Source organism: Streptomyces atratus (genome assembly GCF_900119365.1).
Classification (GTDB): Bacteria; Actinomycetota; Actinomycetes; order Streptomycetales; family Streptomycetaceae; genus Streptomyces; species Streptomyces atratus_B.
In genome coordinates, this window is record NZ_FPJO01000002.1 from 101,566 (window position 1) to 127,381 (window position 25,816).

Annotated in this window: 26 protein-coding genes, 1 tRNA gene and 2 pseudogenes; 11 read left to right on the forward strand and 18 right to left on the reverse strand. The window is 70.8% G+C overall.

The genetic code is table 11. The features are described from left to right. Nucleotides 1–105 precede the first annotated feature (105 nt). Nucleotides 106–1,317 carry an NAD(P)-dependent malic enzyme gene (locus BT364_RS04560; RefSeq protein WP_072483784.1) on the reverse strand — a complete coding sequence of 404 codons (1,212 nt, stop codon included), beginning with the start codon at nucleotides 1,315–1,317 and terminating at the stop codon, nucleotides 106–108. Between the two features lie 521 nt (nucleotides 1,318–1,838). Between BT364_RS04560 and BT364_RS04565 the strand changes: the two genes are divergently transcribed. The 3 genes from BT364_RS04565 to BT364_RS04575 are packed head-to-tail and all read left to right on the forward strand — an operon-like array spanning nucleotide 1,839 to nucleotide 4,527. Next, a complete protein-coding gene (locus tag BT364_RS04565; RefSeq protein ID WP_072483785.1) occupies nucleotides 1,839–2,789 on the forward strand; it encodes an ABC transporter substrate-binding protein in 951 nt (316 codons plus the stop codon). A 29-nt stretch (nucleotides 2,790–2,818) separates the two neighbouring features. Continuing rightward, nucleotides 2,819–3,769 (forward strand): amino acid ABC transporter permease, encoded by a 951-nt coding sequence (locus tag BT364_RS04570; RefSeq protein WP_072483786.1) that lies wholly within the window; start codon nucleotides 2,819–2,821, stop codon nucleotides 3,767–3,769. Next, nucleotides 3,766–4,527: an amino acid ABC transporter ATP-binding protein gene (locus BT364_RS04575; RefSeq protein WP_072483787.1), complete on the forward strand. Its 762-nt coding sequence runs from the start codon at nucleotides 3,766–3,768 to the stop codon at nucleotides 4,525–4,527. Before BT364_RS04570 ends, BT364_RS04575 begins: the two co-directional genes overlap by 4 nt. A 72-nt stretch (nucleotides 4,528–4,599) precedes the next feature. Here the strand turns inward: BT364_RS04575 and BT364_RS04580 are convergent, their stop codons facing one another. The 3 genes from BT364_RS04580 to BT364_RS04590 form a co-directional block, all read right to left on the reverse strand. Further along, nucleotides 4,600–5,358 (reverse strand): hypothetical protein, encoded by a 759-nt coding sequence (locus tag BT364_RS04580; protein WP_072483788.1) that lies wholly within the window; start codon nucleotides 5,356–5,358, stop codon nucleotides 4,600–4,602. Further along, nucleotides 5,355–5,843, reverse strand: a complete 489-nt coding sequence (locus tag BT364_RS04585) for a SigE family RNA polymerase sigma factor (RefSeq protein WP_072483789.1) — start codon at nucleotides 5,841–5,843, stop codon at nucleotides 5,355–5,357. Before BT364_RS04585 ends, BT364_RS04580 begins: the two co-directional genes overlap by 4 nt. 147 nt (nucleotides 5,844–5,990) lie before the next feature. Beyond that, a complete protein-coding gene (locus BT364_RS04590) occupies nucleotides 5,991–6,752 on the reverse strand; it encodes a class I SAM-dependent methyltransferase (RefSeq protein WP_072483790.1) in 762 nt (253 codons plus the stop codon). 89 nt (nucleotides 6,753–6,841) lie between these two features. On the opposite strand from BT364_RS04590, the gene BT364_RS04595 reads away from it, so the two are divergent. Continuing rightward, nucleotides 6,842–7,471 (forward strand): CGNR zinc finger domain-containing protein, encoded by a 630-nt coding sequence (locus tag BT364_RS04595; RefSeq protein ID WP_072483791.1) that lies wholly within the window; start codon nucleotides 6,842–6,844, stop codon nucleotides 7,469–7,471. On the opposite strand, the gene sodX is transcribed toward BT364_RS04595, so the two are convergent. Continuing rightward, a complete protein-coding gene (sodX, locus tag BT364_RS04600; RefSeq protein ID WP_072484176.1) occupies nucleotides 7,375–7,833 on the reverse strand; it encodes a nickel-type superoxide dismutase maturation protease in 459 nt (152 codons plus the stop codon). The genes BT364_RS04595 and sodX overlap by 97 nt on opposite strands. Nucleotides 7,834–8,012: 179 nt before the next feature. On the opposite strand from sodX, the gene sodN reads away from it, so the two are divergent. Further along, entirely contained in the window at nucleotides 8,013–8,408 is a 396-nt protein-coding gene (gene sodN / locus BT364_RS04605; RefSeq protein ID WP_072483792.1) for a superoxide dismutase, Ni, read from the forward strand. 7 nt (nucleotides 8,409–8,415) lie between these two features. Here the strand turns inward: sodN and BT364_RS42550 are convergent, their stop codons facing one another. Then, nucleotides 8,416–8,847 carry a hypothetical protein gene (locus BT364_RS42550; RefSeq protein ID WP_107408168.1) on the reverse strand — a complete coding sequence of 144 codons (432 nt, stop codon included), beginning with the start codon at nucleotides 8,845–8,847 and terminating at the stop codon, nucleotides 8,416–8,418. A 447-nt stretch (nucleotides 8,848–9,294) separates the two neighbouring features. Between BT364_RS42550 and BT364_RS04615 the strand changes: the two genes are divergently transcribed. After that, entirely contained in the window at nucleotides 9,295–10,800 is a 1,506-nt protein-coding gene (locus BT364_RS04615) for a hypothetical protein (protein ID WP_072483793.1), read from the forward strand. A 303-nt stretch (nucleotides 10,801–11,103) separates the two neighbouring features. On the opposite strand, the pseudogene BT364_RS04620 reads toward BT364_RS04615, so the two are convergent. The 3 genes and pseudogenes from BT364_RS04620 to BT364_RS41330 all read right to left on the reverse strand — a co-directional run bounded on the left by BT364_RS04620 (nucleotide 11,104) and on the right by BT364_RS41330 (nucleotide 12,479). Then, a pseudogene (locus BT364_RS04620) lies at nucleotides 11,104–11,669 on the reverse strand (hypothetical protein). A gap of 7 nt (nucleotides 11,670–11,676) precedes the next feature. Beyond that, nucleotides 11,677–12,177, reverse strand: coding sequence for a GNAT family N-acetyltransferase (locus tag BT364_RS04625; RefSeq protein WP_072483794.1), 501 nt, complete (start codon nucleotides 12,175–12,177; stop codon nucleotides 11,677–11,679). A 185-nt stretch (nucleotides 12,178–12,362) separates the two neighbouring features. Further along, nucleotides 12,363–12,479, reverse strand: a tRNA-OTHER gene (locus BT364_RS41330). Between the two features lie 310 nt (nucleotides 12,480–12,789). Between BT364_RS41330 and BT364_RS04630 the strand changes: the two genes are divergently transcribed. Continuing rightward, entirely contained in the window at nucleotides 12,790–13,269 is a 480-nt protein-coding gene (locus BT364_RS04630) for a VOC family protein (RefSeq protein ID WP_072483795.1), read from the forward strand. Nucleotides 13,270–13,671: 402 nt separating this feature from the next. Here BT364_RS04630 and BT364_RS44060 read toward each other — a convergent pair. The 5 genes and pseudogenes from BT364_RS44060 to BT364_RS04650 form a co-directional block, all read right to left on the reverse strand. Beyond that, nucleotides 13,672–13,794, reverse strand: a pseudogene (locus BT364_RS44060) (nucleotidyltransferase domain-containing protein); the annotation flags it as partial. A gap of 42 nt (nucleotides 13,795–13,836) precedes the next feature. Next, nucleotides 13,837–14,763 carry an NAD(P)H-binding protein gene (locus BT364_RS04635; protein ID WP_072483796.1) on the reverse strand — a complete coding sequence of 309 codons (927 nt, stop codon included), beginning with the start codon at nucleotides 14,761–14,763 and terminating at the stop codon, nucleotides 13,837–13,839. Next, complete coding sequence (locus tag BT364_RS04640; protein WP_072483797.1) at nucleotides 14,760–15,119, reverse strand: DUF952 domain-containing protein; 360 nt, start codon at nucleotides 15,117–15,119, stop codon at nucleotides 14,760–14,762. Before BT364_RS04640 ends, BT364_RS04635 begins: the two co-directional genes overlap by 4 nt. A 9-nt stretch (nucleotides 15,120–15,128) precedes the next feature. Beyond that, nucleotides 15,129–16,172 (reverse strand): NAD-dependent epimerase/dehydratase family protein, encoded by a 1,044-nt coding sequence (locus BT364_RS04645; RefSeq protein ID WP_072483798.1) that lies wholly within the window; start codon nucleotides 16,170–16,172, stop codon nucleotides 15,129–15,131. A gap of 85 nt (nucleotides 16,173–16,257) precedes the next feature. After that, entirely contained in the window at nucleotides 16,258–17,211 is a 954-nt protein-coding gene (locus BT364_RS04650) for a LysR family transcriptional regulator (protein ID WP_072483799.1), read from the reverse strand. A gap of 244 nt (nucleotides 17,212–17,455) precedes the next feature. On the opposite strand from BT364_RS04650, the gene snpA reads away from it, so the two are divergent. Then, a complete protein-coding gene (gene snpA / locus BT364_RS04655) occupies nucleotides 17,456–18,130 on the forward strand; it encodes a snapalysin (protein WP_256259590.1) in 675 nt (224 codons plus the stop codon). Nucleotides 18,131–18,197: 67 nt separating this feature from the next. Here snpA and BT364_RS04660 read toward each other — a convergent pair whose 3' ends face one another. Beyond that, on the reverse strand, nucleotides 18,198–19,481 hold the full coding sequence (locus tag BT364_RS04660) for an MFS transporter (RefSeq protein ID WP_143166448.1): 1,284 nt from the start codon (nucleotides 19,479–19,481) through the stop codon (nucleotides 18,198–18,200). A 130-nt stretch (nucleotides 19,482–19,611) separates the two neighbouring features. Between BT364_RS04660 and BT364_RS04665 the strand changes: the two genes are divergently transcribed. Further along, nucleotides 19,612–20,313 (forward strand): FadR/GntR family transcriptional regulator, encoded by a 702-nt coding sequence (locus BT364_RS04665; RefSeq protein WP_072483802.1) that lies wholly within the window; start codon nucleotides 19,612–19,614, stop codon nucleotides 20,311–20,313. A 52-nt stretch (nucleotides 20,314–20,365) separates the two neighbouring features. Here the strand turns inward: BT364_RS04665 and BT364_RS04670 are convergent, their stop codons facing one another. The 3 genes from BT364_RS04670 to BT364_RS04680 all read right to left on the reverse strand — a co-directional run bounded on the left by BT364_RS04670 (nucleotide 20,366) and on the right by BT364_RS04680 (nucleotide 23,793). Further along, complete coding sequence (locus BT364_RS04670) at nucleotides 20,366–21,040, reverse strand: DUF6304 family protein (protein WP_072483803.1); 675 nt, start codon at nucleotides 21,038–21,040, stop codon at nucleotides 20,366–20,368. A 112-nt stretch (nucleotides 21,041–21,152) separates the two neighbouring features. Next, entirely contained in the window at nucleotides 21,153–22,154 is a 1,002-nt protein-coding gene (locus tag BT364_RS04675; protein WP_072484177.1) for a family 2 encapsulin nanocompartment cargo protein polyprenyl transferase, read from the reverse strand. A 232-nt stretch (nucleotides 22,155–22,386) separates the two neighbouring features. After that, nucleotides 22,387–23,793: a family 2B encapsulin nanocompartment shell protein gene (locus BT364_RS04680; protein WP_072483804.1), complete on the reverse strand. Its 1,407-nt coding sequence runs from the start codon at nucleotides 23,791–23,793 to the stop codon at nucleotides 22,387–22,389. Nucleotides 23,794–23,970: 177 nt separating this feature from the next. Between BT364_RS04680 and BT364_RS04685 the strand changes: the two genes are divergently transcribed. Both BT364_RS04685 and BT364_RS04690 read left to right on the forward strand, forming a co-directional pair. After that, on the forward strand, nucleotides 23,971–24,420 hold the full coding sequence (locus BT364_RS04685; RefSeq protein ID WP_072483805.1) for an RrF2 family transcriptional regulator: 450 nt from the start codon (nucleotides 23,971–23,973) through the stop codon (nucleotides 24,418–24,420). 123 nt (nucleotides 24,421–24,543) lie between these two features. Continuing rightward, nucleotides 24,544–25,740: a globin domain-containing protein gene (locus BT364_RS04690; RefSeq protein WP_072483806.1), complete on the forward strand. Its 1,197-nt coding sequence runs from the start codon at nucleotides 24,544–24,546 to the stop codon at nucleotides 25,738–25,740. The last annotated feature ends 76 nt before the right edge of the window (nucleotides 25,741–25,816 follow it).

A 25,816-nucleotide genomic window follows, 5' to 3' on the forward strand; every position in this document is an offset into this window, starting at 1 on the left:
GGGGGTCGGGGGCTGAGCCCCCGGTTACGGGAAGGGGCGGGCAGGGGGCGGAGCCGGCCGCAGGCACCCCTTATCCGTGCCCCACTCCGCCCCGCCCCCACCGGCTCAGCGCCGGGCCACGCCTTCCGCCCGCGCGGCCGCCGCCACCGCGGCCGTCACCGCGGGTGCCACCCGCTCGTCGAACGGCGAGGGGATCACGTAGTCCGCCGCGAGCTCGTCGCCCACGACGTCGGCCAGCGCGTTCGCCGCGGCGATCTTCATGCCCTCGGTGATCCGGGAGGCCCGGACCTGGAGGGCGCCCGCGAAGATGCCGGGGAAGGCCAGCACGTTATTGATCTGGTTCGGGTAGTCGGACCGCCCGGTCGCCACGACGGACGCGTACTTGTGCGCGATGTCGGGGTGGACCTCTGGGTTCGGGTTCGCCATGGCGAAGACGAACGCGCCGGGCGCCATCGAGGCGACGGCCGCCTCGGGGACCGTACCGCCGGAGACGCCGATGAAGACGTCGGCGCCGACCAGCGCGGTCTCCAGCGGACCGGAGATCCCGGCCCGGTTGGTGAGCTCGGCCAGCTCGCGCTTGACCTCGGTCAGGTCCTCGCGGTCCCGGCTCACAATGCCCTTGCGGTCGGCCACGGCGACGTCGCCGAGCCCCGCCGCCAGCAGGAACTTCGCGATGGCCACCCCGGCGGCGCCGGCGCCGGAGATGACGGCGCGCAGGTCGCCGAGGCTGCGGCCGGACAGCTTCGCGGCGTTCCGCAGGGCCGCGAGCGTCACGACGGCGGTGCCGTGCTGGTCGTCGTGGAAGACCGGGATGTCGAGCCGCTCCTGGAGCTTGCGCTCGATCTCGAAGCAGCGCGGCGCCGAGATGTCCTCCAGGTTCACGCCGCCGAAGGACGGCGCGAGCCGGACGACCGTCTCGACGATCTCGTCCGCGTCGGTGGTCGCGAGAGCGATCGGCACCGCGTCGACGCCGCCGAACTGCTTGAAGAGGATCGCTTTGCCCTCCATCACCGGGAGGGACGCCTCGGGTCCGATGTCACCGAGGCCGAGCACCGCGGTGCCGTCCGTCACGACGGCGACGACCTGCGACTTCCAGGTGTAGTCGTGGACCAGCTCGGGATTCTCCGCGATGGCGCTGCACACCTTGGCGACGCCGGGCGTGTACGCGAGGGACAGGTCGTCCTTGTCACGGATGGGAACGGTGGCCTGCACGGCCATCTTCCCCCCGCGGTGGAGAGCGAAGGCCGGATCGAACGGCTCATCGGTGGTGCTGTCAGTGGTGCTGTCGCTGCGAGGATTGACAATCTCCGCTGCCATGGTGTTGACCCCTTAAGTCTTCATCGTTTGAGGGTGGCCACTCCTGGTTGAGGAGGGGTGGGCGGGCACCGCGTACGTGCCCCGCGTCGGCGGTTGGCCCGCCCCGGCAGGGGGAAATACATACGCGCGGGCGCGCCGCACACGCGCCCTGAGCCCCGGATGAGGGGTGTAAAGGTCTTTCTTACCCGACGGACCGCGTCATGGACGAGTCCATATCGCCTCGGTGACGTGACTCATAGTCGAATATCTGGACAAGTCCGCCAAGCGACAAAAGTGTCCACCAGTCGAGACATGCCGCAGATCTTCCGGCGTGAAGATGGAAACCCCGTAGATGGTCCGGCCCTGCGTACCGGCCTCCCGAGGTTCGGGGATCACCCGTTATCCGATTTTGACACGATCGGCGACCAGTTTGAGCCAGTCCGAATGGCAAGATGCCCTAATCCCACAGGGGGGCGACATTCGAAGTCGTGTGTCCATACCGCCTGGTAACACCACCCTCACCTGCCGGAGGCAACCCGATCATGACCGCAAGCACCACACGTCGCACGGCCGCGAAATCCAGGATTGCAGCGGTCGGCGCCATCGCGGTCGCCGGCACCATGCTGCTGACCGCCTGTGGCGACCAGACCAAGAACGGGTCGACGAACAACCCGGCGTCGGCCAAGGCCCCGCTCGCTGATCTCCTGCCGAAGGAGATCAGGGACAAGGGCGTCATCAAGGTCGGTTCGGACATCGCCTACCCGCCGGTCGAATTCAAGGACAAGTCCGGCAATACGGTCGGCATCGACCCCGACATCGGCGCCGCGCTCGGCAAACAGCTCGGCGTGACCTTCCAGTTCCAGAACGGCACGTTCGACACGCTGATCACCGGTCTGCGCTCCAAGCGCTACGACCTGGCGATGTCGTCGATGACCGACACCAAGGACCGCCAGCAGGGCATCGACTCCGAGACGAAGAAGAAGGTCGGCGAGGGCGTCGACTTCGTCGACTACTTCACCGCCGGCGTCTCGATCTACACCCGGAAGGGCGACGACCAGTCCATCAAGACCTGGGCCGACCTCTGCGGCAAGAAGATCGCCGTCCAGCGCGGCACCGTCTCGCACGACCTCGCCAAGTCCGAGTCGAAGAAGTGCGCGGGCGACCAGAAGATCGCGATCGAGACCTTCGACAACGACCTGGAGGCCCAGACCCGGCTGCGCAGCGGTGGCGCCGCCGCCGTCTCCTCCGACTTCCCGGTGGCCGCGTACGCGGTGAAGACCTCGGGCGGCGGCAAGGACTTCCAGATCGTCGGCGAGCAGGTCGAGGCCGCCCCGTACGGCATCGCCGTCGCCAAGGGCAACGACCAGCTGACCAAGGCCGTTCAGGCGGCCCTGAACGCGATCATCAAGAACGGCGAGTACGGCAAGATCATCTCCAAGTGGGGCGTGGAGGCCGGCGCGGTAACCGAAGCCAAGCTGAACGGCGGATCCTGAGAAGGCATCGGCGCTGAAAGGTTCTTCCTGTGACTGACATCAAGAAGACGGGCCCGGCCGACCAGCCGCCCATACCCCCCACTCCACCGTCCGGACCCGAGGCGATCAGGGCCATTCCGGTCCGTCACTACGGCCGGTACGTCTCGGCGGTCGTCGCCATCGCGGCATTCGCCGCGATCGTCTACGCCTTCAGCCAGGGCAAGATCAACTGGGGTGCGGTCCCCGACTACTTCTTCGACGACCGCATCCTCAAGGGTGTCACCCAGACCCTGCTGCTGACCGCCCTGTCCATGGTCATCGGCATCGTCGGCGGCATCCTGCTGGCCGTGATGCGGCTGTCGAGGAACCCGGTGACCTCGTCGATCGCCTGGTTCTACATCTGGTTCTTCCGCGGCACCCCGGTCCTGGTCCAGCTGTTCGTCTGGTTCAACCTGGGCCTGGTCTTCGAGTACATCAACCTCATGCCGATCTACAAGGACTACTGGTCGAGCTTCATGACGCCGCTGCTGACGGCGCTGCTCGGCCTGGGTCTCAACGAGGCCGCCTACATGGCCGAGATCTGCCGTGCGGGGCTGCTCTCGGTCGACGAGGGCCAGACGGAGGCGTCGCACGCGCTGGGCATGAGCCACGGCAAGACCCTGCGCCGCGTCGTGATCCCGCAGGCGATGCGCGTGATCGTGCCGCCGACGGGCAACGAAGTGATCAACATGCTCAAGACGACGTCGCTGGTGGCGGCCGTGCAGTTCTACGAGCTGTTCAAGTACGCCCAGGACATCGGGCAGGGGTCCGGAGCACCGGTCGAGATGTACTTCCTGGCCGCGGCCTGGTACCTGATCATGACGTCGGTGCTGAGCATCGGCCAGTACTACCTGGAGCGGTACTACGCGCGCGGTTCGAGCCGCAATCTGCCGCCCACCCCGTTCCAGAAGGTCAGGGCCAATCTCCTGTCCTTCGGCCGCCCGAAGGGAGGCATGGCATGACCGCCATGGTGAAGGCCGAGGGCGTCCACAAGTCCTTCGGCGCCGCGCACATCCTCAAGGGCATCGACCTGGAGGTCGCGCCGCAGGAGGTCTTCTGCCTGATCGGCCCGTCCGGTTCCGGCAAGTCGACGTTCCTGCGGTGCATCAACCACCTGGAGCAGATCAACGCCGGCCGGCTGTACGTCGACGGCGAGCTGGTGGGCTACCGCCAGAAGGGCGACAAGCTCTACGAGCTCAAGGACAGCGAGGTCGCGCTGAAGCGCCGGGACATCGGCATGGTCTTCCAGCGCTTCAACCTCTTCCCGCACATGACGGCGATCGAGAACGTCATGGAGGCCCCCGTCCAGGTCAGGCGCGAGTCCAAGGCCGTCGCGAGGGCCCGGGCCGAGCGGCTGCTGGACCGGGTCGGCCTCGGCGACAAGGCGAAGAACTACCCCTCCCAGCTCTCCGGCGGACAGCAGCAGCGGGTGGCCATCGCCCGTGCCCTGGCCATGGAGCCGAAGCTGATGCTCTTCGACGAGCCGACGTCGGCGCTCGACCCGGAGCTGGTGGGAGACGTCCTGGACGTCATGCGCGGTCTCGCGGAGGACGGCATGACGATGATCGTCGTGACCCATGAGATGGGCTTCGCCCGAGAGGTCGGCGACGCGCTGGTCTTCATGGACGACGGTGTCGTGGTCGAGTCGGGCCACCCGCGCGACGTGCTGACCAACCCGCAGCACGACCGGACGAAGTCGTTCCTGTCGAAGGTGCTGTAGCCGAAGGTGCTGTAGCAGCGCAGCGAGAGGGCGGTACGGAGGCAGACTCCGTACCGCCCTCCTCCGTACCCCTTACTTCTTGGGCAGCAGCTCCGGGCTGAGCAGCAGCTCCCGCAGCTGGGCGCGGGTCAGCGGCGGCGTCTTCATGAGCGGGCCCTGCGCCCGCTCGCCCTTGAAGCCGGTGCTGTCACGGACGGCCAGCACCCCGCCGTCCTTCAGGGTGAGCCGGCCGACCAGCTCCTTGCCCCACTGCGGCGCGACCTCGTGGTTCATCGGGTCGCTCCAGGTCGTCAGCACCCGTCCGTCCGGCAGCTCCTCGTTCACGCAGTCCGCCAGACCCGGCTGCCCCTGGGCGGGCTTGCACGGATCACCGGCCGGGTCCGCCGCGCCGGGGTCCCCGGTGTCCAGGTAGCCGATGACGAGGTAGCCGACGCCGCCGTCCTTGCGTACGGAGAAGTGCCCGTCCAGCGGTCCCTCCAGGTGCGGCATTTCCTGCTCGGAGGTTTCGCCGTCGCGGATGACGGACAGCGAGACCTGATCGATGTCCCCGACATCCTTGGGCAGCACCTTCGCCAGCTCCTTCGCCCGGCCGCCGTTCCCCACGAGCTCGACCGGGGCCGCCACCGTGGTCTCCTGCGTGTCGCCCTTCGGTGCCAGGTTCGGCACGGCGACGGCTCCGGCCGCGACCACGGCGGCCGCCGCGACCGAGACGGTGACCCGGCGCCGCAGCCGTACCCGGGCGGCCCCGGCGTACACCGCCCGGGTGGTGGTGGCCGGCTGTCCCGCTTCGCCCGCGGCCCGCCCCAGCAGCTCGTGCACCTCGTTGCTCATACCAATTCCTCCGCCATCTCGGCGCGCAGCGCCGCCAACCCCCGAGCCGCGTGGCTCTTGACCGTGTTCTCCCGCATCCCCAGCAGTCCGGCCGTGGCCTCGACGCTCAGGTCCTCCCAGTAGCGCAGGACCAGTACGGCCCGCTGCTTGTCCGTGAGCCGGGCGAGTGCCGCCCGCACCGCCAGACCGGTGTCCGTGTCCGGCGCCCCGTCGGCGCGGTCGGGCAGTTCGCCGTAGGACTGTTCGCGCCGCCAGAACCTGCGTCGGGATGCGATGAAGGTGTTGATCAGCGTCTTGCGCGCGTACGCCTCGATGTTGTCGAGCCGTCCGTACCGCCGCCCACCGAGCACCACCTTGACCAGCGTCGCCTGGACCAGGTCATCGGCCTCGTGCCGGTCGCCGCAGAGCAGGTACGCGCTGCGGAACAGCGCGGTACGTCTGCCTTCGACGAAGGCGTGCAGCGCGGCATCGTCATCGATCCGCATCGTCGGCGCCCCTCTCCGGGTCCGCGGGTGCGGACCGTCTCACCCTTCCAGTGCGGTGGGAGGCACGACGGGTTGCAGCGGAAGCCGGAAAATGAAGAGGCGGTACGGGCAACCGGCCCGTACCGCCCCTCATCGCACGTCCCGCCGCTACTTCACGGCGAGCACCAGGCTGTCCGAGGGCGAGGCCCAGACGGTCCGCGCCTCGCCGAATCCGGCCGCGCGCAGGGTGTCGGTGTGCCAGCCGACGGAGGGCATGTCGCCGTCCGCGTGCTCACCGTAGATCCTGTACCGCTCGGCGGTCGGCCCGGCGAGGACCGGGTCCTTGGCGGCCAGCGCCCACCAGTCGGCCCAGTCGAGCGCGCCGGCGGCCTTGGCGCGGTCCATGGCGGCGTGCCGGTGGGCGCGTTCGGCCGCGTTGATCCGGGGCGTCGCGGTGTCGATCATGTGGTCCGCGTTCATGAACACCCCTCCGTCCCTGACGAGCCCGCCGATGTGCCCGTAGAGCGCGGTGAGCGGTTCGGTGTGCAGCCAGTGCAGGGCGGTGGCGGTGAGCACGGCGTCGTACGAGTCGTACGGCAACTGCCCGGCCCACTCCGGGTCCTTGAGGTCCGCGGTGACGAAGGTGACGCGCTCGTCGCCGTCGAAGTAGCCGCGCGCGATGGCGAGCAGCGCCGGGTCGAGGTCCACGCCGGTGCTGGTGGCTTCCGGGAACCGCTTGAGCAGCCGGTCCGTAATACTTCCCGTACCGCATGCGAGATCGAGCACCCTCGGCCGCGGCCCCACAAGGGCCTCGACCATGTCCAGCATCACCCTGAACCGCTCCTCGCGGTCGGGCATGTACCACTCCTGCTGCCGGTCCCAGCTCTCCTGCCAGGCCCGCCAGTCCGTACCTGTCGATGTCTCAGTCACCAGGAACCTCCATGTAATACCCTGGACCCGTAAAAGCCCATTACACCGTTCGCTGCATCGACCATAGACCGACGCCGTAAGGACTACAAGTGGAACTGGCCTATTACTCGGACTACGCCGTACGTCTGGTCAACACCGAGGAGCCGGCCCGCAACAAGGACTCCCTCACCTCCGTGGAGGCGGTCCGCGAGCTGTTCGGCGCCAACGGGCAGGCGGCCCGGCGGGCGACCGACGCGGACGTGACCCGCTTCAGGTCCGTACGGGCGCGGCTGCGCTCGGTCTTCGAGGCGGCCGACGGCGGGGACGAGACGCTCGCCGTCGACCTGCTCAACTCGCTGCTGCTGGAATTCCCGGTCAGCCCGCAGATCTCCGGCCACGACATCCGTGACGAGGACGGCAAACCGGACTGGCACATGCACCTGGCCGACCATCCGTCGAACGCGACGGCCGGGTACGCAGCCATCGCGGCGATGGGCCTCGCCTTCCATCTCACCTCGTACGGGGTCGACCGGCTCGGCCTGTGCGAGGCATCGCCGTGCCGCAACGCCTACCTCGACACCTCGACCAACCGGTCCCGCCGCTACTGCTCCGACCGCTGCGCGACCCGTGCCAATGTGGCCGCCTACCGGGCCCGCAAGCGCCTGGAGACGGAACGGGCGGCCGACACCGGCCGCAGGGCGGAGACCGCCCAGGCCACCACACCCCACACCGACCGCTGATCCTTCTTCAACGGCCGGTAGCGCGCCCGGACCCTGGCCAGTACGAACTCCTCGGGCACCGCCCCGTAGTCCGTGCTGTCCCCGCCCGCGAAGCTGTTGTCGGCCAGCACCCACCAGCCGCCCCGACGGCGCTCGGCGGCCCGCTTCACGACCAGCAGGTCCTGCTGGAACGGATGCCGCAGAATCACCACGTCACCGGGGCGCACCGTCGCCCCGTACTGCACGAGCAGCCAGTCCCCGTGATGGAGCGTCGGCACCATCGACGGTCCGGTCACCTCCACCACCTGGAACGGCACCCGCCCCGCCAGCCCTCGCCCGGGTTGCCCCTGCGTCAGCTCAGGCACCTCCGGCACCTCCCGCATCTCTCCGGCACCTCCCCGGTCCGTCCAGTACACGTCCTGCACAGCGTTGCGCACATTCGGCCACTGGTCCCATCCTCGCCCTGGACTTTTGGCCTAAGCCCATGGGGGCACCCACGAAAACACGTCTCTCACGGAGTAATGTCCCACCTGAGAAGACGATCACGAGGAAGGACAGCTCAATGCTTTCCCGCCTGTTTGCCCCCAAGGTGAAGGTCAGCGCGCACTGCGACCTGCCCTGCGGCGTGTACGACCCGGCCCAGGCCCGCATCGAGGCGGAGTCCGTCAAGGCCGTCCAGGAGAAGTACCAGGCCAACGAGGACCCGCACTTCCGGGCCCGCGCGGTGGTCATCAAGGAGCAGCGCGCCGAGCTCGCCAAGCACCACATCTCGGTGCTGTGGAGCGATTACTTCAAGCCCCCGCACTTCGAGAAGTACCCGGAGCTGCACCAGCTGGTCAACGACGCCCTCAAGGCCCTCTCGGCCGCGAAGGCCTCCACGGACCCTGCGACGGGCCAGAAGGCACTGGACTACATCGCCCAGATCGACAAGATCTTCTGGGAGACGAAGAAGGCTTGATCTTGACTCAAGCCCTCTGACCTGCGATTTCCTTGATCGCCTGGTCTTGCTGTCCGCACCCGGTCCGCAATCCGCCGAGCACGGCGTCCATGACGGACCGGGTGCGGTCTTCTTCGCCCGGCCACAGGTGCGCGTAGATCCGCAACGCGGCCGCGGCCCTCATGTCGTTGGCGCACAGGCCGGTCAGCGTGCCGAGCCCACTAACGACGGCGCCGGCGTCGCCCGAGCGCAACCGCTCCATGGCCTCGCGGACCCTGGCCCCCTCCGGAAAGCGGTCCCATGGCACCTCCTCAAGCAGAAACCCGTCCTTGGCGCCCGGAGGGATGCCCGCCACCACCGCGCGAACGTCAAAGGGCCCACCCACCTGGTCGACCGGATCCCCGTCCACGAACGCCCGAACCACCGCCCGGTACGCCGGGTCGCTTTCCCACGAATTCACCCAGCAACCTTTACGACGGCTCCTACGGCCCGACAGCACGGTGCTGGGGGGAGGAGTCGAATCACGCGGCTGATCATGCCAGTCGCCACAGACAGCACGCCGTGGCTGGACAGACGGGATGTCCCGTGGATGCGCTTCCGCGGGGTGGCTTTGTCGGTCAGTAGCGAGAGCGTTTGTTGCCCAAGAGCGAGAACACCCTGTGAGCACGGAAGACGATGTAGCCGAGTTTCAGCAACGCCCGGTTGCTTGACTTGCCCCGGATGTCGTGCGTACCCCGGCGGGGGTGGATGCGGAGCCTGGCGTTGTGCCGCGTACGGTCAGCGTGCGCATGATGAGCAAGGCCCGCGCCACGTGGTCCAAAAGTCCTGCGGGCGGAGACGCCGGTAAGCGCCGACGAGGTAGCCGTCGGGCGGCCCGGTTCAGGAGGCGAGGTGGCAGGATGACGCGGTGTCCGACTCTCTGCACGAACCGTGGCTGCGCGGCATCGCCTTCAATCCGGCGGCGCCCTCCGACGTCCTGATACGCCTGGTGGATCCAGCGGCCGGTGAGGCCGGCCTGCTGATGTGCGCGGGTCGTGACCTGCCCGACGCCGTCATCGACGCGGCCCTGAACCACCCGGACAGAGTGATCCGCCGCGCGCTCGCGCAGAACCGGCACATCGACCCCGCACGACTAGCCCCCTTGGCGACGGACCCGTCGGGGATCGTCCGCGGGTGGCTCGCCGGCGGCACCCCTGCCCATCTCCGCCCGCGATGGGTCCGACCACTGCCGGACGACATCCTCGTCACCCTCCTGACCGCCCGGGACGGGGGCGAAGACGGCACGCTCACCGCGAACGAGATCGTCGGGGAGCTCATTTCCTCCCAGCAGATCCCTCTGTCCTTCCACCGCTCCATGGCCGGGCACGAGCACCCCGGGCTCCGTGAACGCGCCACCTGGGAGTGGCAGTCGCTCACCGCCGCGCAGCGGGAGGCCCTGCTCGACGACCCCGACCCTGCGGTACGGAAGGCGGCGCAGGAGCACAGCTGGGTGCTGGATCCGGAACGGGTGGAGGCCAGGCTGCCGTCCTACGGCTCCCGCGGCAAGCCGTTCGTGTTCGGCAGGTGTGCCCTGTCCCCCGCGCTCGTCGAGCAGTGCTTCGCGGACGGCACGGTGCGCCCCCTGACCTGGAATCCCCACATCCCGGCCGACGCCGTCGTCCGGCTCGCCCGCCACCCCGAGGCGGGGATCCGTGAGTTGGTCGCCGCCCGGCCCGACCTGGAACCGGACCTGGTGGCGGAGCTGAGGGAGGACCCGGACGAGGACGTGCGGATGCGCGCAAGCCTCCACCCCTTCCCCCGTACCTGGGCCGAGTACTGGGCGATCGACAGGGTCATCGGGCACGGCCCGGACTGCACCTGTCCGATCACCGAGCCGACCGGCGAGCCGTCGCCCGACTGGTTCGCCGCCTGCGCGGCGTCCGAGGAACCAGTGCTCCGCCGGGTCGCGGCGCGCTTCCCCGGCCTGCCCGCGGAACTCGCCGCGACACTCGCACAGGACGACGACGAGGAGGTACGGATCCTGCTGGCCTGCCACCACCCGCTGGCTCCGCCAGACCTCCTCCTGGACGTCTTCGTCACCCGCCCGGCCCACCGACCGCACCTGCTGACCCTGCCCGCGTTCCCCCGCACCGGCTGGGCCCACCTCATCGGCCACCCGGATCCCGACGTACGGGCCCTGGCCGCAGCCGATCCCACCCTGGCCGAGGTCCAGGTGGAAGACCCCGACGAGTCGGTGTGCCGGGCAGCCGCTGCCAACCCGAGCTTGACGCCGGAAGCCCTGGATGCTCTCCTCACTGACTCGCGCACCGCAGAGGGCGCCGTGGCCAACCCGTCTCTCCCCGTGCCCCGCATGCACGCACTGCTCGACCGCTGCCTGAACGACGCCGCCACCTCGCCGTCGGGCGGACACTGAGAGACGGCGCCCTCCTAGCGATCGCAGGTTTGGCAAGCTCCGTCGGCCATCGACCGACGCCGACACTCCAGACAGGTGTTTCCAAGTCTCGTCAACATTCCGGGCATCAGTGACAAGCGGCTGCTCCTGCAACTCATCTACAAACGTTCTTTGTTCTCACCTACGCAGCCGGCGGGGCGAGCTCGGAGCGGGAAACCATCACGCACAACTTGGGAACAGACCTCGCTCAGCGCTTACATGAGCGTTAAGCCCCACAGCGCACCCTGATGCCCTCGCTGCTCCTGGCAGCGAGGGCATCAGTCGTCAGGCGGCGCGGGCCGTGGGTAATTGCGAGACCCACGTCGTGACCTCGGTCAGGTGCTCGGGCTGCAGCCCGAGGTGTGGGTCGGGCTGAACGAGGAGGGTCGGCGTTCCCTTGGCGATGCGCTCCGCCGCCCAGGCATGATCGAGGCTGGTGAAGTCGTCGTCGATCCAGACGGCGAGGGCGTCTGCCAGCCAGGCGTCGACGTGGTCGCGCTTCCACAGGTAGCCGTTGGGGTGGCTGGTGGTGATCTGGGGGCGCGGCAGGTCGACGTACGGCAGGTCCGGAAGGCCCAGGAGGGGCCGATGAGGGTGGTGGCGTCCTGCCGCCAACTGGTGCACCAGACGGGGGTGACCAGGCCGGTACGGATCACGTCCACGAGCAGACGGCCGTGGCCGGGGTGGAGCCAGACGGTGACCGGGTTGTCGGTGCTCCGGCCGGCGGGGACGACGTCGTGGCGGGTGTGGGTGGCCGGGGTCGAGCCGTGCTCGTCGGGGAAGGGGCTTCGAAGGCCATGCCGGCCGGGCCGCCGGTCCTGCGGTGAGCGCCACCCGGGCCCGACCGTCACGCGCCTCTCATGGCAGGGAGCGGGTGAGCCATACCAGTTCGCCGCGGTCATCGGTCGATACGTGGTCGCGCTCGAACCCAAGCTTGTCGAGGACGCGAAACGACGGCACATTCCAGGGGCGCACCGTCGACCAGAGCCGCTTCCGTCCGGTCGCGATCGCGGCGTCGAGCACCGCGGAAGCCGCCTCGGTCGCGTAGCCCTGTCCGTGCACGTGCCGGAACAACTCGTACGCGATCTCGGGCTCGTCGACGGAAGCCCGACCGACGGTGAGCCCGCAGTACCCGATGAAGTCGCCCACATCGCGACGGACGACGGCCAGCAGGGCAACGCCTGTCCGTGCCGACGCGGCGCGCTCGTCCTCGATCATCCGCCGGTTGTGCTCGATCGACGGCATGCCGTCGCCCCGTTCGGCGACGAGCTCGCGATGGGCATCGATGTCGGAATCGGTCCACGGACGCAACGTCAGCCGTGCGGTTTCGAGTTGGAGCGACATCGGCGGATGCGACATGGCGGCAGTCTATCGACGCCACCCCGGACTCAACCGGATCAACCGAGATCCGCCGTCGGTCAGAAGGCGTGCCCGCCGGTCAGTTTCCTTTCCCAGAACACAGGGACTGACAACCACCGCGGCCTCAAGCCGGACTCGGGCCGGTCTCCGGGGTCGAGGGCCACGACGGAGCCTGCGGTCGACTACGGCGCCGACGGGATTCGAACCCGCGGGCGAGGAGGGCAGGTCCGCCCTGTTCCCGCCAGTCGGCGTACGGGTGACCTCCGGACGCCGATCGCAATGGGCCGCTCTGCCACGGCGCCGCAGTCTGCGGGACCGCGCGATCCCGCTGCGGTGATCGTAGGGGTGACTCCCCGGCGCGAGAAAGCCGTTTACGGAGCTGTTCACGGAAGCGCGCAGAGGCGTTCGCGAAGGTGTTTGCGAAGCCGTTTACCTGGAACGCGGCCGTGTCGCCGGAGGTTTCGCCTCTCCCGAGGGGACCATATGAATTCGGCCGATGCCGGTCCCCCGTCGATTCGCTCCTCGTACCACCGATGAGTTTTCAGGGCGGGATCGGTCGATATGGGTGGAAATGCGCGGACGACGGGACTGCGCGCACGAGGGGAGACAGCGATGACCACCGAGGGGTTCACCACGTGTCTGTGGTTCGACGGGCAGGCAGAGGAGGCGGCGGAGTACTACGTCTCGGTCTTCAAGAACTCGCGCCTCGGCAGGATCGGGCGCTACAGCGAGGCGGGACCGGGGCCCGCCGGGTCGGTGATGACGGTCGAGTTCGAGCTCAACGGGCAGAGGTTCGTCGGGGTGAACGGTGGGCCGGAGTTCACCTTCAACGAGGCCGTCTCGTTCCAGATCGACTGCGCGGACCAGGCCGAGGTGGACTACTACTGGAGCAGCCTCGCCGACGGCGGCGAAGAGGGGCCCTGCGGCTGGCTGAAGGACCGGTACGGCCTCTCCTGGCAGGTCGTGCCCGAAGGGCTGACCGAGCTGCTCCTCGACCCGGACGGAGCCAAGGCCGCCAGGGCGACCGCCGCGATGATGACCATGAAGAAGCTGGACATCGCCGCGCTGCGGAGGGCGCACGACGAGGGCTGAGCCGCGCGGACGCGGGGACCCCGCCTTGTACAGGAGCTGCACCTCGGGAGCGGAGATACGGAACGCCGTCCCCGAGACCCGGCCGAGCCGTTCGACCGGCAGGCGGATGCGGGGATCGCGGCGGAACAGCCAGTCGCCGCCCTCCGCGTCGTCGAGCATGAGCTGCCAGACGCCGCGAGCCAGGCGGGACTTTGCGGACACGGCCTGGGGCTGGTCGGGCCCCGGGCGGCACCAGATGTCGTGCACGTACGGCGGCAGGACCTCGCCGGGGAGCCAGCGGCGCAGGGTGCCGGGCGGGTCCGCGGCCCACCGCTCCCAGCCCGCCAGGAGGTGCTGGGCGGCGAGCTGGTCGCGGCGGAGCAGGAGTACGTCGATGTCGCCGTGGTCCCGGAAGGCGCGGCCCACGGCGAACTCGACCGCGTATCCCCCGGCGATCCACCAGGGGACACGCAACGGCGCGAAGAGGCGGGCGGCCTCGTCCGGCGGGGGCGGGTCCCAGGGGCCCCACGGGGTCTCCGTGCGCATGGCCTCGGGTCCCTTTCCTCTCCGGCACCGCCCGCCGCGGGGTCAGTCCGTCTTCAGCAGATGCCGGTAGCTGTCCGGATGCTCCCGCAGGAAGGCGGCCAGGCTCGTCGCCGGATGCCCGGTGAGGTCCGGCACCGCTTCCGAGACCGTGGCCATCTCGCCGGTGGCGATGGCCTCGTACGACGTCACCCAGCCGGCCACCTCCCAGTCCTCGGCACCGTACTGCGCCCGGGAGGCGTAGGCCTCCTCGCGGGTCTCCGGCAGGTAGGTGACGGTCCGGCCGGTGACCCTGCTGAGCTCCTCGGCCGCCTCGGCGAGGGTGAACGCCTCCGGGCCCGTGAGGTCGTAGGTGATCGCGTCGTAGCGGGTGTCGTCGCTCTCGGTGTCGGCCAGCAGGACGGCGACCGCGACGTCCGCGATGTCGTCGTGCGCCACCGCCGCCACCCGGCCGTCCCCGGCCGGGCCGCGCAGCACCCCGTCGGCGCCGGTCATGGCCGGGATCCCGGCCAGGTACAGACTGTCGCGCAGGAAGGTGTAGCGGACATCGGCGGCCCGGATGTGCGCCTCGGTGTGCCAGTGGTCCCGGGCGAAGGTGAACGTGGCGTCCGGCGCCGCGCCCAGGAAGGAGACGTACACGATGCGCTCGACGCCCACGGCGACCGCCGCGTCCACGGCCGTCGTGTGCTCGCGCACCCGGTACGGGCTCTCGTGCGCCGAGACGAGGAACAGCGTGTGCGCCCCGGCCAGGGCGCGGCGCATGGCCTCCCCGTCGCCGTACGGGGCGGGCGGCGCGGCGACGGCGCCGGGCAGTTCGGGCAGCCGGGACGGGTCGCGCCCGAGGAGCCGCACGGGCACGCCGGCACGCGCCAGACGCCGCGCGACACGGCCGCCGACGGCTCCGCCCGCGCCGGTGACGGCGACGATGGGTGCGCCCGGGTTCTCCGGGCCGGTGGGGGGTGGGTTGTTCATGCGGGGGCGCCTTCCTTGCGTGGCCAGGGCCGCACCTCCACGACCGCGTCCACCGGGACGGGACCGTAGATGTGCGGGAACTCCTCGCCGCCGGGCACGATGGACTCGTACCGTACGGGCACCGGGAGCCGGTCGGGATCGATGACCAGGACCACGAGTTCCTGGTCGCCGGTCCCGGCCCCGCTCCCGGCGCCGTACAGCATCTCGACCACGCCGGCGAGCTGGTGCGGCAGCGAGCAGTGGATGAAGCCCTCTTCGTGCAGGGTGCGGCCGCGGGTGGACATCTCGTACGTCCCGATCCCGCGGGCCGCCTCCCACAGGGGGCCTTCGGTGAGGTGCAGCAGCAGTTCGGCCATGGGCCAAAACTAGCCGCGTCGACGCGCCCTCCGGGCCATCAGCGCGGCCGCCGTGTCCGCCAGGAGTTCGGCCTCCACGCCCGGGTCCAGGCCGACCGCGGGCCGGTCCGGGCGCTGCGGGGCCTCTCCGCCCAGCTCCTCCAGCCACTTCCAGGTGTCGGCGACCGTCTCCTCGACCGGGCGGCAGCGCAGGCCGGTCGCGTACGCCTTGCTGACGTCTCCGCAGTGCAGGGTGTCGTACAGCTCGCCCGGCGGCAGCCAGACCGGCAGATCGCTCCACGGCTCCACGCCCGCCGCGAGAATCTTCTCCGCGGACGTCCAGCGCAGTGCCGCGTCGGAGCCGGTGACACGCACACAGGCCTCCAGCAGTTGCCCCATGGTGGCGTGGCCCGGGCGGCTGACCAGGTTGTACGGTCCGTGCAGACCGCCGCGGGCGGCGTCCAGCAGCCAGTTCGCGAGGTCGCGGGCGTCGATGTACTGAAGCCTCAGATCCGGTGTGCCCGGGGCCAGTACGGGCCCGCCGCGAGCGATCCGCCGCAGCCACCAGGGCAGTCTGCCGATGTTCTCCCAGGGACCCAGGATCAGTCCCGCGCGGGCGAGGAGGGCCCGGTCGCCGAAGGCGTCGAGCGCGGCCAGTTCGCCGCCGCGCTTGGCCAGGGGGTACGAGACGTCCCCGCCCGCGTCGGGCGAGGCACCGGCCACCAGCGGACCCTCCTCCGGCAGGCCGGCCGGGGCCGGGTAGTCGTACACGGAACGGCTGGAGACGTAGGCGTACCGGGCGGCCCGGCCGGCCAGCAGACGGGCCGCGTCCCGTACCGCCGAGGGGGCGCCGCTCCAGGTGTCGACGACCAGGTCCCAGGCGTACCCGCCGTCGGGGCCGTCGCCCGGTCCGGCCAGGGCGGCGAGGCCGTCCTCGGTGGTGCGGTCGCCCAGGAGCTCCGTCACGCCCGGCGGGGGTTCGTGCCGGCCTCGGTGGAACACCGTGACGTCCCAGCCCCGCGCCAGCGCCGCCTCGGTGACGGCGCGCCCGACGAATTCCGTACCGCCCAGCATCAGAAGCCTCATGGCACCGACTCTGCCCGCCGGGCGGCCCGGTGGGAACCGGTCCTCGCTCTCGGCGGAATCGGGAACCCGTGCTTCACGGCGTCCGGGCGAGCGGGCTGCGGTTGCGCAGCAGCCACTGGTGGTACCCGGCCGCGCGCCGGGCCGCCTCCCGGTAGGCCGCCTCCAGCTCCCCGTACACCGTCGCCGTGTCGACGCCCGGCCGGGACACCAGCAACAGCCGTACGGCGAGGGGGTCGTCGCGCAGCGGGCGGATCGCCATGTCGTCGCGCGGTCCGGAGGTGGGCTGGCAGGGGGCGACCGCTTCGCCGAGCACGATGAGGGAGGCGGCGGTGAGGTAGTCGCCGTGCAGCACGGTCGGCGCGAGACCGGCCTCGTCGAACACCCGGCGCAGCCCGTCCCATTCGCCGTCCACCGTGGGGTCGACCATCCACCGGTCGGCGGCCAGGTCGACGAGGTCGACCACGGGCCGGCCGGCGGCCGGGTGGTCCCTGGCCATGGAGATGAACTGCGGTTCACGGTCCAGGAGTACGCGCTGTTCCAGGCCGTCGGGGACGGCCAGCGGGCAGCCCTCGACCTCGTGCACGAAGGCGACGTCGAGCCCGCCCGCCCCGACATCGCGGAGCAGCGCGCGGGCCGATACGTCGACCCGCAGCGAGATGTCCGTGCCGGGGAGCCGGAGCCGCAGCCTGCGCAGCCAGCCGCCGATGACCCGGCTCGCCGTGCAGCCGATGCGCAGCCGGGGCCCGGAGGCCCGGACCGCGTCGGCCTCCGCCTTCGCGTCGCTGACCAGGGCGGTCATTCCGTCGACCAGGGGGCGGGCCCGGCTGAGGACGGAGCGGCCGAGCAACGTCGGCCGGCAGCCGGTCCGTTCGCGGCGGAACAGCTCGGCGCCCAGGGTGTTCTCGATCCGGCGCAGCTGGGTGGTCAGGGAGGGCTGGCTCACGCCCAGTCTGCGGGCGGCTTGGTGCAGGCTGCCCGTGTCCGCGATGGCGCACAGCGCCCTGAGGTGTCTCACCTCAAGCTCCATACGGTCGAGCGTAGGGCGGCGGGCGACGGTCGCACCAGACTCCCCAATCGCATCAAAGCCCTTTAATTCACCCGGAGTTGGCGGACTCTTCGGCGGCGGTACCGGGGTTGGCGATAGCCCGGTGCTATCGCCGGTTGACATCATCCGCCGCGGCTCCCGCTCGCCGACACTCTCTCCGTACCGCACCCGTCCGAGTCCGATCATCGGACGGGTTCATCGGACCGGTAACGGTAGGAGACCCCCCATGAGACACCCCAGGACCGTCATGTCGGCCGTGGTCGGCCTCGGCTTCGGCCTAGCGGCCGCGCTGGGCACGGCACCGGCGATCGCCTCCTCGGCCCCCGCCGCAGCACCCACCACCACGTCGGACGCCCGCGCCGGCTACACCGCCTACGCCGGGTCGCACGAGAACGCCGCCGCGAACAAGGCGTTCTTCGAGGCGGTCGCCAAGTCCGTGGCGAAGAAGCGGGCGGCGAACCCCGGCGCCCAGTCGGTCACCGTCGTCTACAGCACCTCCAACGCGCCCAGCTTCCGTACCCAGATAGCCAACAGCGCGCAGATCTGGAACAGCTCCGTCTCCAGCGTCCGCCTGCAGGAAGGCTCGAACGCCGACTTCACCTACTACGAGGGCAATGACTCCCGGGGCTCGTACGCGAGCACCGACGGGCACGGCAACGGGTACATCTTCCTGGACTACGCACAGAACCAGCAGTACGACTCGACCCGCGTCACCGCGCACGAGACCGGGCATGTGCTCGGCCTGCCGGACCACTACTCCGGCCCGTGCAGCGAACTGATGTCGGGCGGCGGCCCCGGCCCGTCCTGCACCAACCCGTACCCCAATACGAACGAGCGCAGCCAGGTCAACTACCTGTGGCAGTACGGCTTCGCGGCTTCTCTCGCGCGCAGCGCCTCCTGACCGTCCCGGTCCGGACGCCGTCGCTCCACCGGGGCCACCTCGCAGGACGGGGTGGCCCCGCTGCCGCCTACCGGTCCTGCGGTGCGGTACGGGTCAGGCGCAGTCCGACGAACAGCTGGAGCGCGGCGAGCGCGAGCAGTACGGCCAGGGGCAGCGCCCAGCCGCCGGTGACCGAGCGCAGCAGCCCGATCCCGAACGGGCCCACCGAGGCGAGGAGATAGCCGGTGCTCTGGGAGAAGGTCGACAGCGCGGCGGTCTCCTGCGCGCTCCGGCCGCTCGCCCCGATGATGGCCAGGACCAGCGGAAACGCCCCGAGGCCGAAGCCGGTCAGCACGGCCCAGAGCACGGGCAGGGCCAACGGGGCGCAGAGCAGGCCGAGACAGCCGGCCATCAGCGCGGCGCCGACCATGACGAACGCCAGGCGCAGCCGCGCCGCCGTCCTGGTGAGCGGCATCAGGGCGAAGGTCGAGGGTACCCCCACGATCAGCGCCAGACCGAGCATGACCCCGGCCCGGTCGGCACTCATCCCGTGGTCGGACAGGACGGTCGGCAGCCAGCCGATGACCGCGTAGCTGTTGAGGGACTGCAGCGCGAAGAACGCGGTCACCAGCAGCCCGAAGCGGGTGCGTCCGGCGCTCCAGGCCGAGACCGTACCGCCGTCCGCACGCCATGCGGCGGACTTCCAGGATCCCGGCCGCAGCCCCCACACCGCCAGGGCGAGCACGGCGGGCAGGGCCCAGGCCGCCAGCCCCAGCGAGGGGTTCCCCGCCAGATCGGCGACCGGGACCGCGGCGGCCGCGGCGACGGCCGAGCCGAGCGCCATCGTGGTGGTGTACACCCCGGTCAGCAGCGCTACACGGGCGGGGAAGTGCGCCTTGACCACCGCGGGCAGCAGGACGTTGCACAGGGCCAGTCCCGCCGCGCCCAGCAGCGTGCCGGCCAGCAACGCCCCGGTGCCGGTCACCGCGCGCACGGCGAGCCCCACGGACAGCACCGCCAGGGCCAGCAGGACGGCACGCTCGGTGCCCACGCGCCGGGCCAGCATGGCACTGGTCGCGCCGACCGCCGCGAAGCACAGCGTCGGCAGCGTCGGGACCAGGGAGGCGACGAAGGGTCCGAAGCCCAGCTGGGTGCGGAGCTGTTCCAGCAGCGCGGACGTGCTGCTGATGCCGAGCCGCAGATTGAGTGCGATCAGGACGATGCCGACGGCGGTCAGCCAGGCCGTGGCGGCACGGGACATCGGCGGGGCGGGGGCCGGGCGGGAGCCTGTGTCCGGGTGGGGGACGGTGTTCGGGGCGGGGGCGGCCCTCGGGGCGGGGGCAGTGTTCGGGGGGCGGCGAATGAGCGGCATGACAGAAACATAAAACGTCTGACCTTTAACGTCCAACCTTTGGAGTACGATGGTCTCCGCACCCGTTCACTCCGCTCGGGCCCACTCACCCCACGGTCGGGCCCGCTCACTCGACCAGGAAGGACCCGCCGTGGCTCTCCCCTCCGTCCGCCGCTCGGTGCTGGTCGACGACGTCATCCAGCGACTGCGCGACGAGATCACCTCGGGCAGATGGCCGATGGGGGCCCGCATCCCGACCGAGACGGCGCTCATCGAACAGCTCGGCGTCGCGCGGGGGACGCTCCGCGAGGCCACGCGCGCACTCATCCACGCGGGGCTGTTGCAGGCACGGCAGGGCGACGGCACCTATGTGCGCGCCACCAACGAGCTGTCCGGCGCCATCCAGCGCCTCGACAGCGAGCTGGACGAGGTCCTCGAAGTCCGCCAGGGGCTGGACGCCCAGGCCGCCCGGCTGGCCGCAGCCCGCATCACGCCCGAGGCACTGGACTGCCTCGACGCACTGCTGACCCGGCGCGCCACCGCCTGGCGGCAGCGCGACCGCGACGCGTGGATCGAGGCCGATCACGCCTTCCACCAGGCCGTCGCCGCCGGCGGCGGCAACAGCCTGTTGAACAACCTGTACGCCGCCCTCGGCCCGGCCCTGCGCCGCTCCATGGCGGCCCACTGGGAGGACCGGGGCTTCGACGGCGCGGACCCCCGGGGGCACGAGGAACTGCTCGACGCCCTGCGCGCCGGTGACGCCGTTCGCGCGGCGCGCAGCGCCACCTCCAACATCGACGCCACCTGCGACTGGCACGCCACCACGCCGTCCGCCCGGCCCGGACGGGACTGAGCACAGGGGCCGGCCGACGGACCCGGCGCGGGATCCGGCCGGGGCCGGACGATCAGGCGAGTTCCAGCGGGAAGGCGCCCCGGTGCCCCGTACCGGCTCCCTGCTCCGGGCGGGGCTCGAACTCGCGGCAGCTCCAGATCTCCTGGACGAACCCGGTGCGCCGGTCCCACAGATCCCGGACATCACCCTCACCGGCCGCCCCTCGGTAGGCGTCCTTGGCACCCCGGAAGCATGCGAGGCCGCCGGACAGTCCGCGCACCGCGGCCGGGGCCGGGAAGTAGTCCGAGAAGGCGCAGGCGATGCAGGTCTGGAGACGTACTCCGGGCGGCAGGGCGCGCTGGATCGTGGCGAGGGCGGACGCGAAGTCGCTCTCGGCGCGATGGGACGTGTAGGCCGCACCGCCGAACTGCAGCTCCAGACCGAGGTACGAATCGGGGCGGCGCAGCGACAACAGGCAGCTGAGCGTGGCCTGGTGGACAGCTCCGTCCCAGATGACCGGGAGCGGTAGGTCCCACTCCAGGACGCAGTCGCTCAGCGCACCGTCCACCAGGGTGAACCGGTCGTCGGCCGGTGGCGTGCCGACGGCCGGGGTGAGGCCGTCGAAGCTCGTGCCCTCGAAGTCGATGCCCCTTGTCCGGAGGCGTAGTTGCTGTCCATCGGTGGTGAGGACGACGGCGTCGGAACCCTGTCGGTCCCGGTACCACCCTGCCCATGACTCATCTGTCATGGGCACGGACTGTAGCCCGTGCCCATGACAGTCGCCCGCTCGCCCTCCGTTTCCTCTCACGGGCCTTGTGACCTCGGCGCCTTGTTCCCGTTCTCCTTCCTCCGCTCCGTGGTCAGTGGGTCCGTCGGGTGACGAACTCCGCCAGGGTCAGGAGGTCGCCCGCGCGGGCCAGGTCGGGGACCGCCCGGGAGAGGTGATGGACCGCGCGGGCCATCCGGTCCGCCGCGGCGATCTGCGCCCAGTCGCGGCCGCCGGCCCGGTCGACGGCGTCGGCGGCGCGGCTCACCTCGCCGGGCGTGTTCATCGATCCCCGGTACAGCGTGGCGAGTTCGGCCGCCGCCGGGGTGCCGGAGGTCAGTGCGGCGACGACGGGCAGGGACTTCTTGTGGGCGACGAGATCCGCCCCGACCGGCTTCCCGGTCCGCGCCGGGTCCCCCCAGATGCCGATCAGGTCGTCGATGAGCTGGAAGGCGAGGCCCGCCTCCCGGCCGAATCCGTCCATCGCGCCGACCGCCCGCTCCCCCGCGCCCGCGTACAGCGCCCCCAGCGCGCAGGCGCAGCCGAGCAGGGCGCCGGTCTTGGCGGTGGCCATGGTCAGGCACTCGTCCAGCGTGACCTCGTCGGGGCCCCGGTCCTCGAAGGCGCAGTCGGCCTGCTGGCCCGCGCACAGCTCGATGACGCAGGTCGACAGGCGCGCCGAGGCGCGGGCCCCGGCCGGGGACGAGTCCTCGGCGAGCAGCCGCTGGGCGAGGGCGAGCATGGCGTCGCCCGCGATGACCGCGTCCGGGATGCCGAAGACCGCCCAGGCGGTGGGCCGGTGACGGCGCGTCCGGTCCTCGTCGATGACGTCGTCGTGCAGCAGGGTGAAGTTGTGGGCCAGCTCCACGGCGACGGCCGCCCGTACCGCCTGTTCCTGGTCGCCGCCCAGCGCGCGGGCGGCGGCGAGAACCAGTGCGGGTCTGATCGCCTTGCCGGCCGGCCCCGAGGACGGGCTGCCGTCGGCCTCCTGCCAGCCGAAGTGGTACATCGCGACGCGGCGGATCGATCCGGGCAACGACTCGACGGCGGCGCGCAGTCGGGGATCGACGAGGGCCCGGGTCCGCTCCAGGAGCATCTCGGCCTCCTGCCCCTGCGTCGCGGTGGCGGGCGGGTCGTCGGCGCTCTGCGCCACGGGGACGGGCGGGGCACTGCCGGGCGGGGCGTCGTCGCCCGGGTTCCGGGGAGTGGGTGGTTGGGGTACGTAATGGGTCTTCACTGGGGCGTCCTCCTGGGACCGCCCCGGGCACGGCTGCCCGGTGGCGGAGGTTGACGGGGATCCGGACATCGCCGTCCGGACCCCCGAGGGGCTACCGCCAGCGGCTGACCTCGACGTTTTCCAGTACGCCCAGGGCGTCCGGCACGAGGATGGCCGCGGAGTAGTAGGCCGTCACCAGATAGGAGATGATTGCCTGCTCGTCGATCCCCATGAAGCGGACCGAGAGGCTGGGCTCGATCTCGTCGGGGATGCCGGACTGCTGGAGACCGATGACGCCCTGCTCGGCCTCACCCGTCCTCATGCAGATGATCGACGTGGTCCGGGCGTCGGTGACCGGGATCTTGTTGCACGGGAAGATCGGCACCCCTCGCCAGGCCGGCACATGGTGTCCGCCGACGTCGACGCTCTCCGGCACCAGACCGCGCTTGTTGCACTCGCGGCCGAATGCGGCGATGGCCCTCGGGTGGGCGAGGAAGAGCTTCGAGCCGCGGCGGCGGGAGAGCAGCTCGTCCATGTCGTCGGGGCTGGGCGCGCCGTCGTGCGGCTGGAGGCGCTGCCCGTAGTCGCAGTTGTTGAGCAGCCCGAACTCGCGGTTGTTGATCAGCTCGTGCTCCTGGCGCTCGCGCAGCGCCTCGACCGTGAGCCGCAACTGCTGCTCGGTCTGGTTCATCGGCTGGTTGTAGAGGTCGGCGACCCGGCTGTGGACCTTCAGCACGGTCTGGGCGACGCTCAGCTCGTACTCGCGGGGGGACGCGTCGTAGTCGACGTAGGTGTGCGGAACGACGGCCTCGCCGACATGGCCGGCGGAGAGATCGATCGCGGCCTCGCCGTACTTGTTGGTGCGCTGCTCCGGGATGCTGAGCAGTGCGGCGAGGTGGTCGCGGAGCGAGTCCGCGCGCTCGGCGAGGTTCAGCACGTCCGCCCGGCTCAGCGTCAGCACCGTGCAGGCGGTGACGGCACGGGCCGTGTACTGCCAGACGGCGTCGCCGTCGACCAGGGCCTGGTCCCCGAAGTAGGCCCCGTCGGCGTGGACCCCGAGCACCGTCTCGTCCCCGTACGGACCGGTGCCGACCTTCTCGACCTTGCCGTGTGCCAGCAGATAGACGCTGTCCGCCGCGTCCCCCGACGCGGCCAGCACCTGCCCCGCCGCGATCTCTCGCTGCTCGCACCGCCGGGCGAGCTCGCCCAGCACTTCTTCGTCGCCGAAGTCCCGCAGGGCGGGGAGCTCTCCGAGCTCGGCGGGGATGACCGCGACCCGGCCACCGGTCTGCACAAAGGTCACCCTGCCGTCCCCGACCGAGTAGCTCAGCCTGCGGTTCACCCGGTAGGTACCACCTTGCACCTGCACCCACGGCAGCATCTTCAGCAGCCACCGCGAGGTGATCTCCTGCATCTGCGGGGCGGACTTGGTGGTCGTCGCGAGGTTCCGCGCCGCCGCCGTCCCCAGACTCTGCTGCGGCGGCAACGACGCGTTCTGAACCTCTTCACCAACGGACATCTGACGTCCTCTCCATCTTCGGCTGACCTGCGAGAAGAAGCCTTTCAGCACGGAGAGCGGTCACGCCATTACACAAAAGAGTGTGACTAATCGGCTTTGGGCTGGGCACAACGCTCAGCGATGTCCGCGGACCGACTTAAGTTGCATCTTCGATGCAACTTATCTAGGGTTGCTGTCATGCGGCTGACGAAATTCACCGACGTGGCGCTGCGCGTACTGATGCGCCTCGCCGTCGCGGAGAACGAGGATCCGCCGACCACCCGGGAGGTGGCGGCCACCATGCAGGTGCCGTACACCCACGCCGCGAAGGTCGTCGCCAAGCTCCAGCACCTCGGGCTGATCGAGGCACGACGGGGCCGCGGCGGAGGGCTCAGCCTCACCGGAGCGGGTCACTCCGCCTCGATCGGCGAACTTGTCCGGGAACTGGAAGGCCCCGGCGACGTCGTCGAATGCGAGGGCGCCACTCCCTGCCCCCTGCGCTCGGCCTGCCGGCTGCGCGGCGCCCTGCGCCGTGCGGAAGATGCCTTCTACGCCTCACTCGATCCACTCACCGTCACCGAACTGGTCGCATCCCCCACCGGTCCGCTGCTGATCGGCATCAGCAGCACCCGCCCGGACACCGGCTGAGCCGCCGCACACCACACCACGGGCCCCACCGCCCGATCCCGTGCTGCCCGGCTTCGCGCTGTCCGGTTTCACACTGCTCAAAAATACGAATCTCAAATACCAATTCACATGCGAGGAGTCCCGATGCTCTCCGAGACGTCGACCGCCACCGTCCGTGCCACCCTCCCCGCCGTGGGCGCGGCCATCGGAGACATCGCCGATCTCTTCTACCGCAAGCTCTTCGACGCCCACCCCGAGCTGCTGCGCAACCTCTTCAACCGCGGCAACCAGTCGTCCGGCGCCCAGCGGCAGGCCCTCGCGGGCTCCATCGCCGCCTTCGCGACCCATCTGATCGAGCACCCGGACACCCGCCCCGACGTGATGCTCGGCCGGATCGCCCACAAGCACGCCTCGCTCGGCGTCACCGCCGCCCAGTACGACATCGTGCACACCCATCTGTTCGCCGCGATCGCCGAGGTGCTCGGCGACGCGGTGACCCCGGAGGTCGCCGCCGCCTGGGACGAGGTCTACTGGCTGATGGCCGGCGCCCTGATCTCGATCGAGGAGCGGCTGTACGCGCAGCAGGGCGTCGTCGCCGGCGACGTGTGGCGCGAGTGGGAGGTGGCCGCCCGGATCGAGGAGACCGCCGACGTCGCCACCTTCCAGCTCCGCCCGGCCGACGGCGCCCCCGCACCCGCCTTCCGGCCCGGCCAGTACGTCTCCGTACAGGTGGAACTCCCCGACGGGGCCCGCCAGATACGCCAGTACAGCCTCTCCTGCGCCCCCGGCTCGCGGCTCCGCTCGATCACCGTCAAGCGGGTGCACGGCGGCGGCTCGCCGGACGGTGAGGTCTCGCGCCATCTGCACACCGAGGTGGAGGCCGGCGACCTGCTGCGGGTCTCCGCCCCGTACGGCGATCTCGTGCTGGACTCCACCGACGCACCGCTCCTGCTCGCCTCCGCGGGCATCGGCTGCACCCCGATGCTCTCGATGCTGGACCACCTCGCGGCGACCGGCCACCAGGCCCCGGTCACCGTCGTGCACGGCGACCGCTCCCCCGCCACCCACGTCATGCGCACCGACCACGCCCAGCTCACCGCCAAGCTCCCCGACGCCACCGCCCACTTCTGGTACGAGGACCCCGAGCCCGGCCACCCCGCCGACCGCACCGGCCAGGTCGATCTGAGCGGCCTCGCCGTCGCCCCCGGCACCCACGCCTATCTCTGCGGTCCCCTGCCCTTCATGCGCGCCGTGCGCACCCAGCTGCTGGCCAAGGGCGTCCCGGCGGCCGACATCCACTACGAGGTGTTCGGCCCCGACATGTGGCTGACACAGGACTGAATCCGGCCCACTGCTCGCGCCGACTCCACCGTCCGCCCGTGACGGCCACCCGGATCTGCCCGGCCCGCTCTGCCAC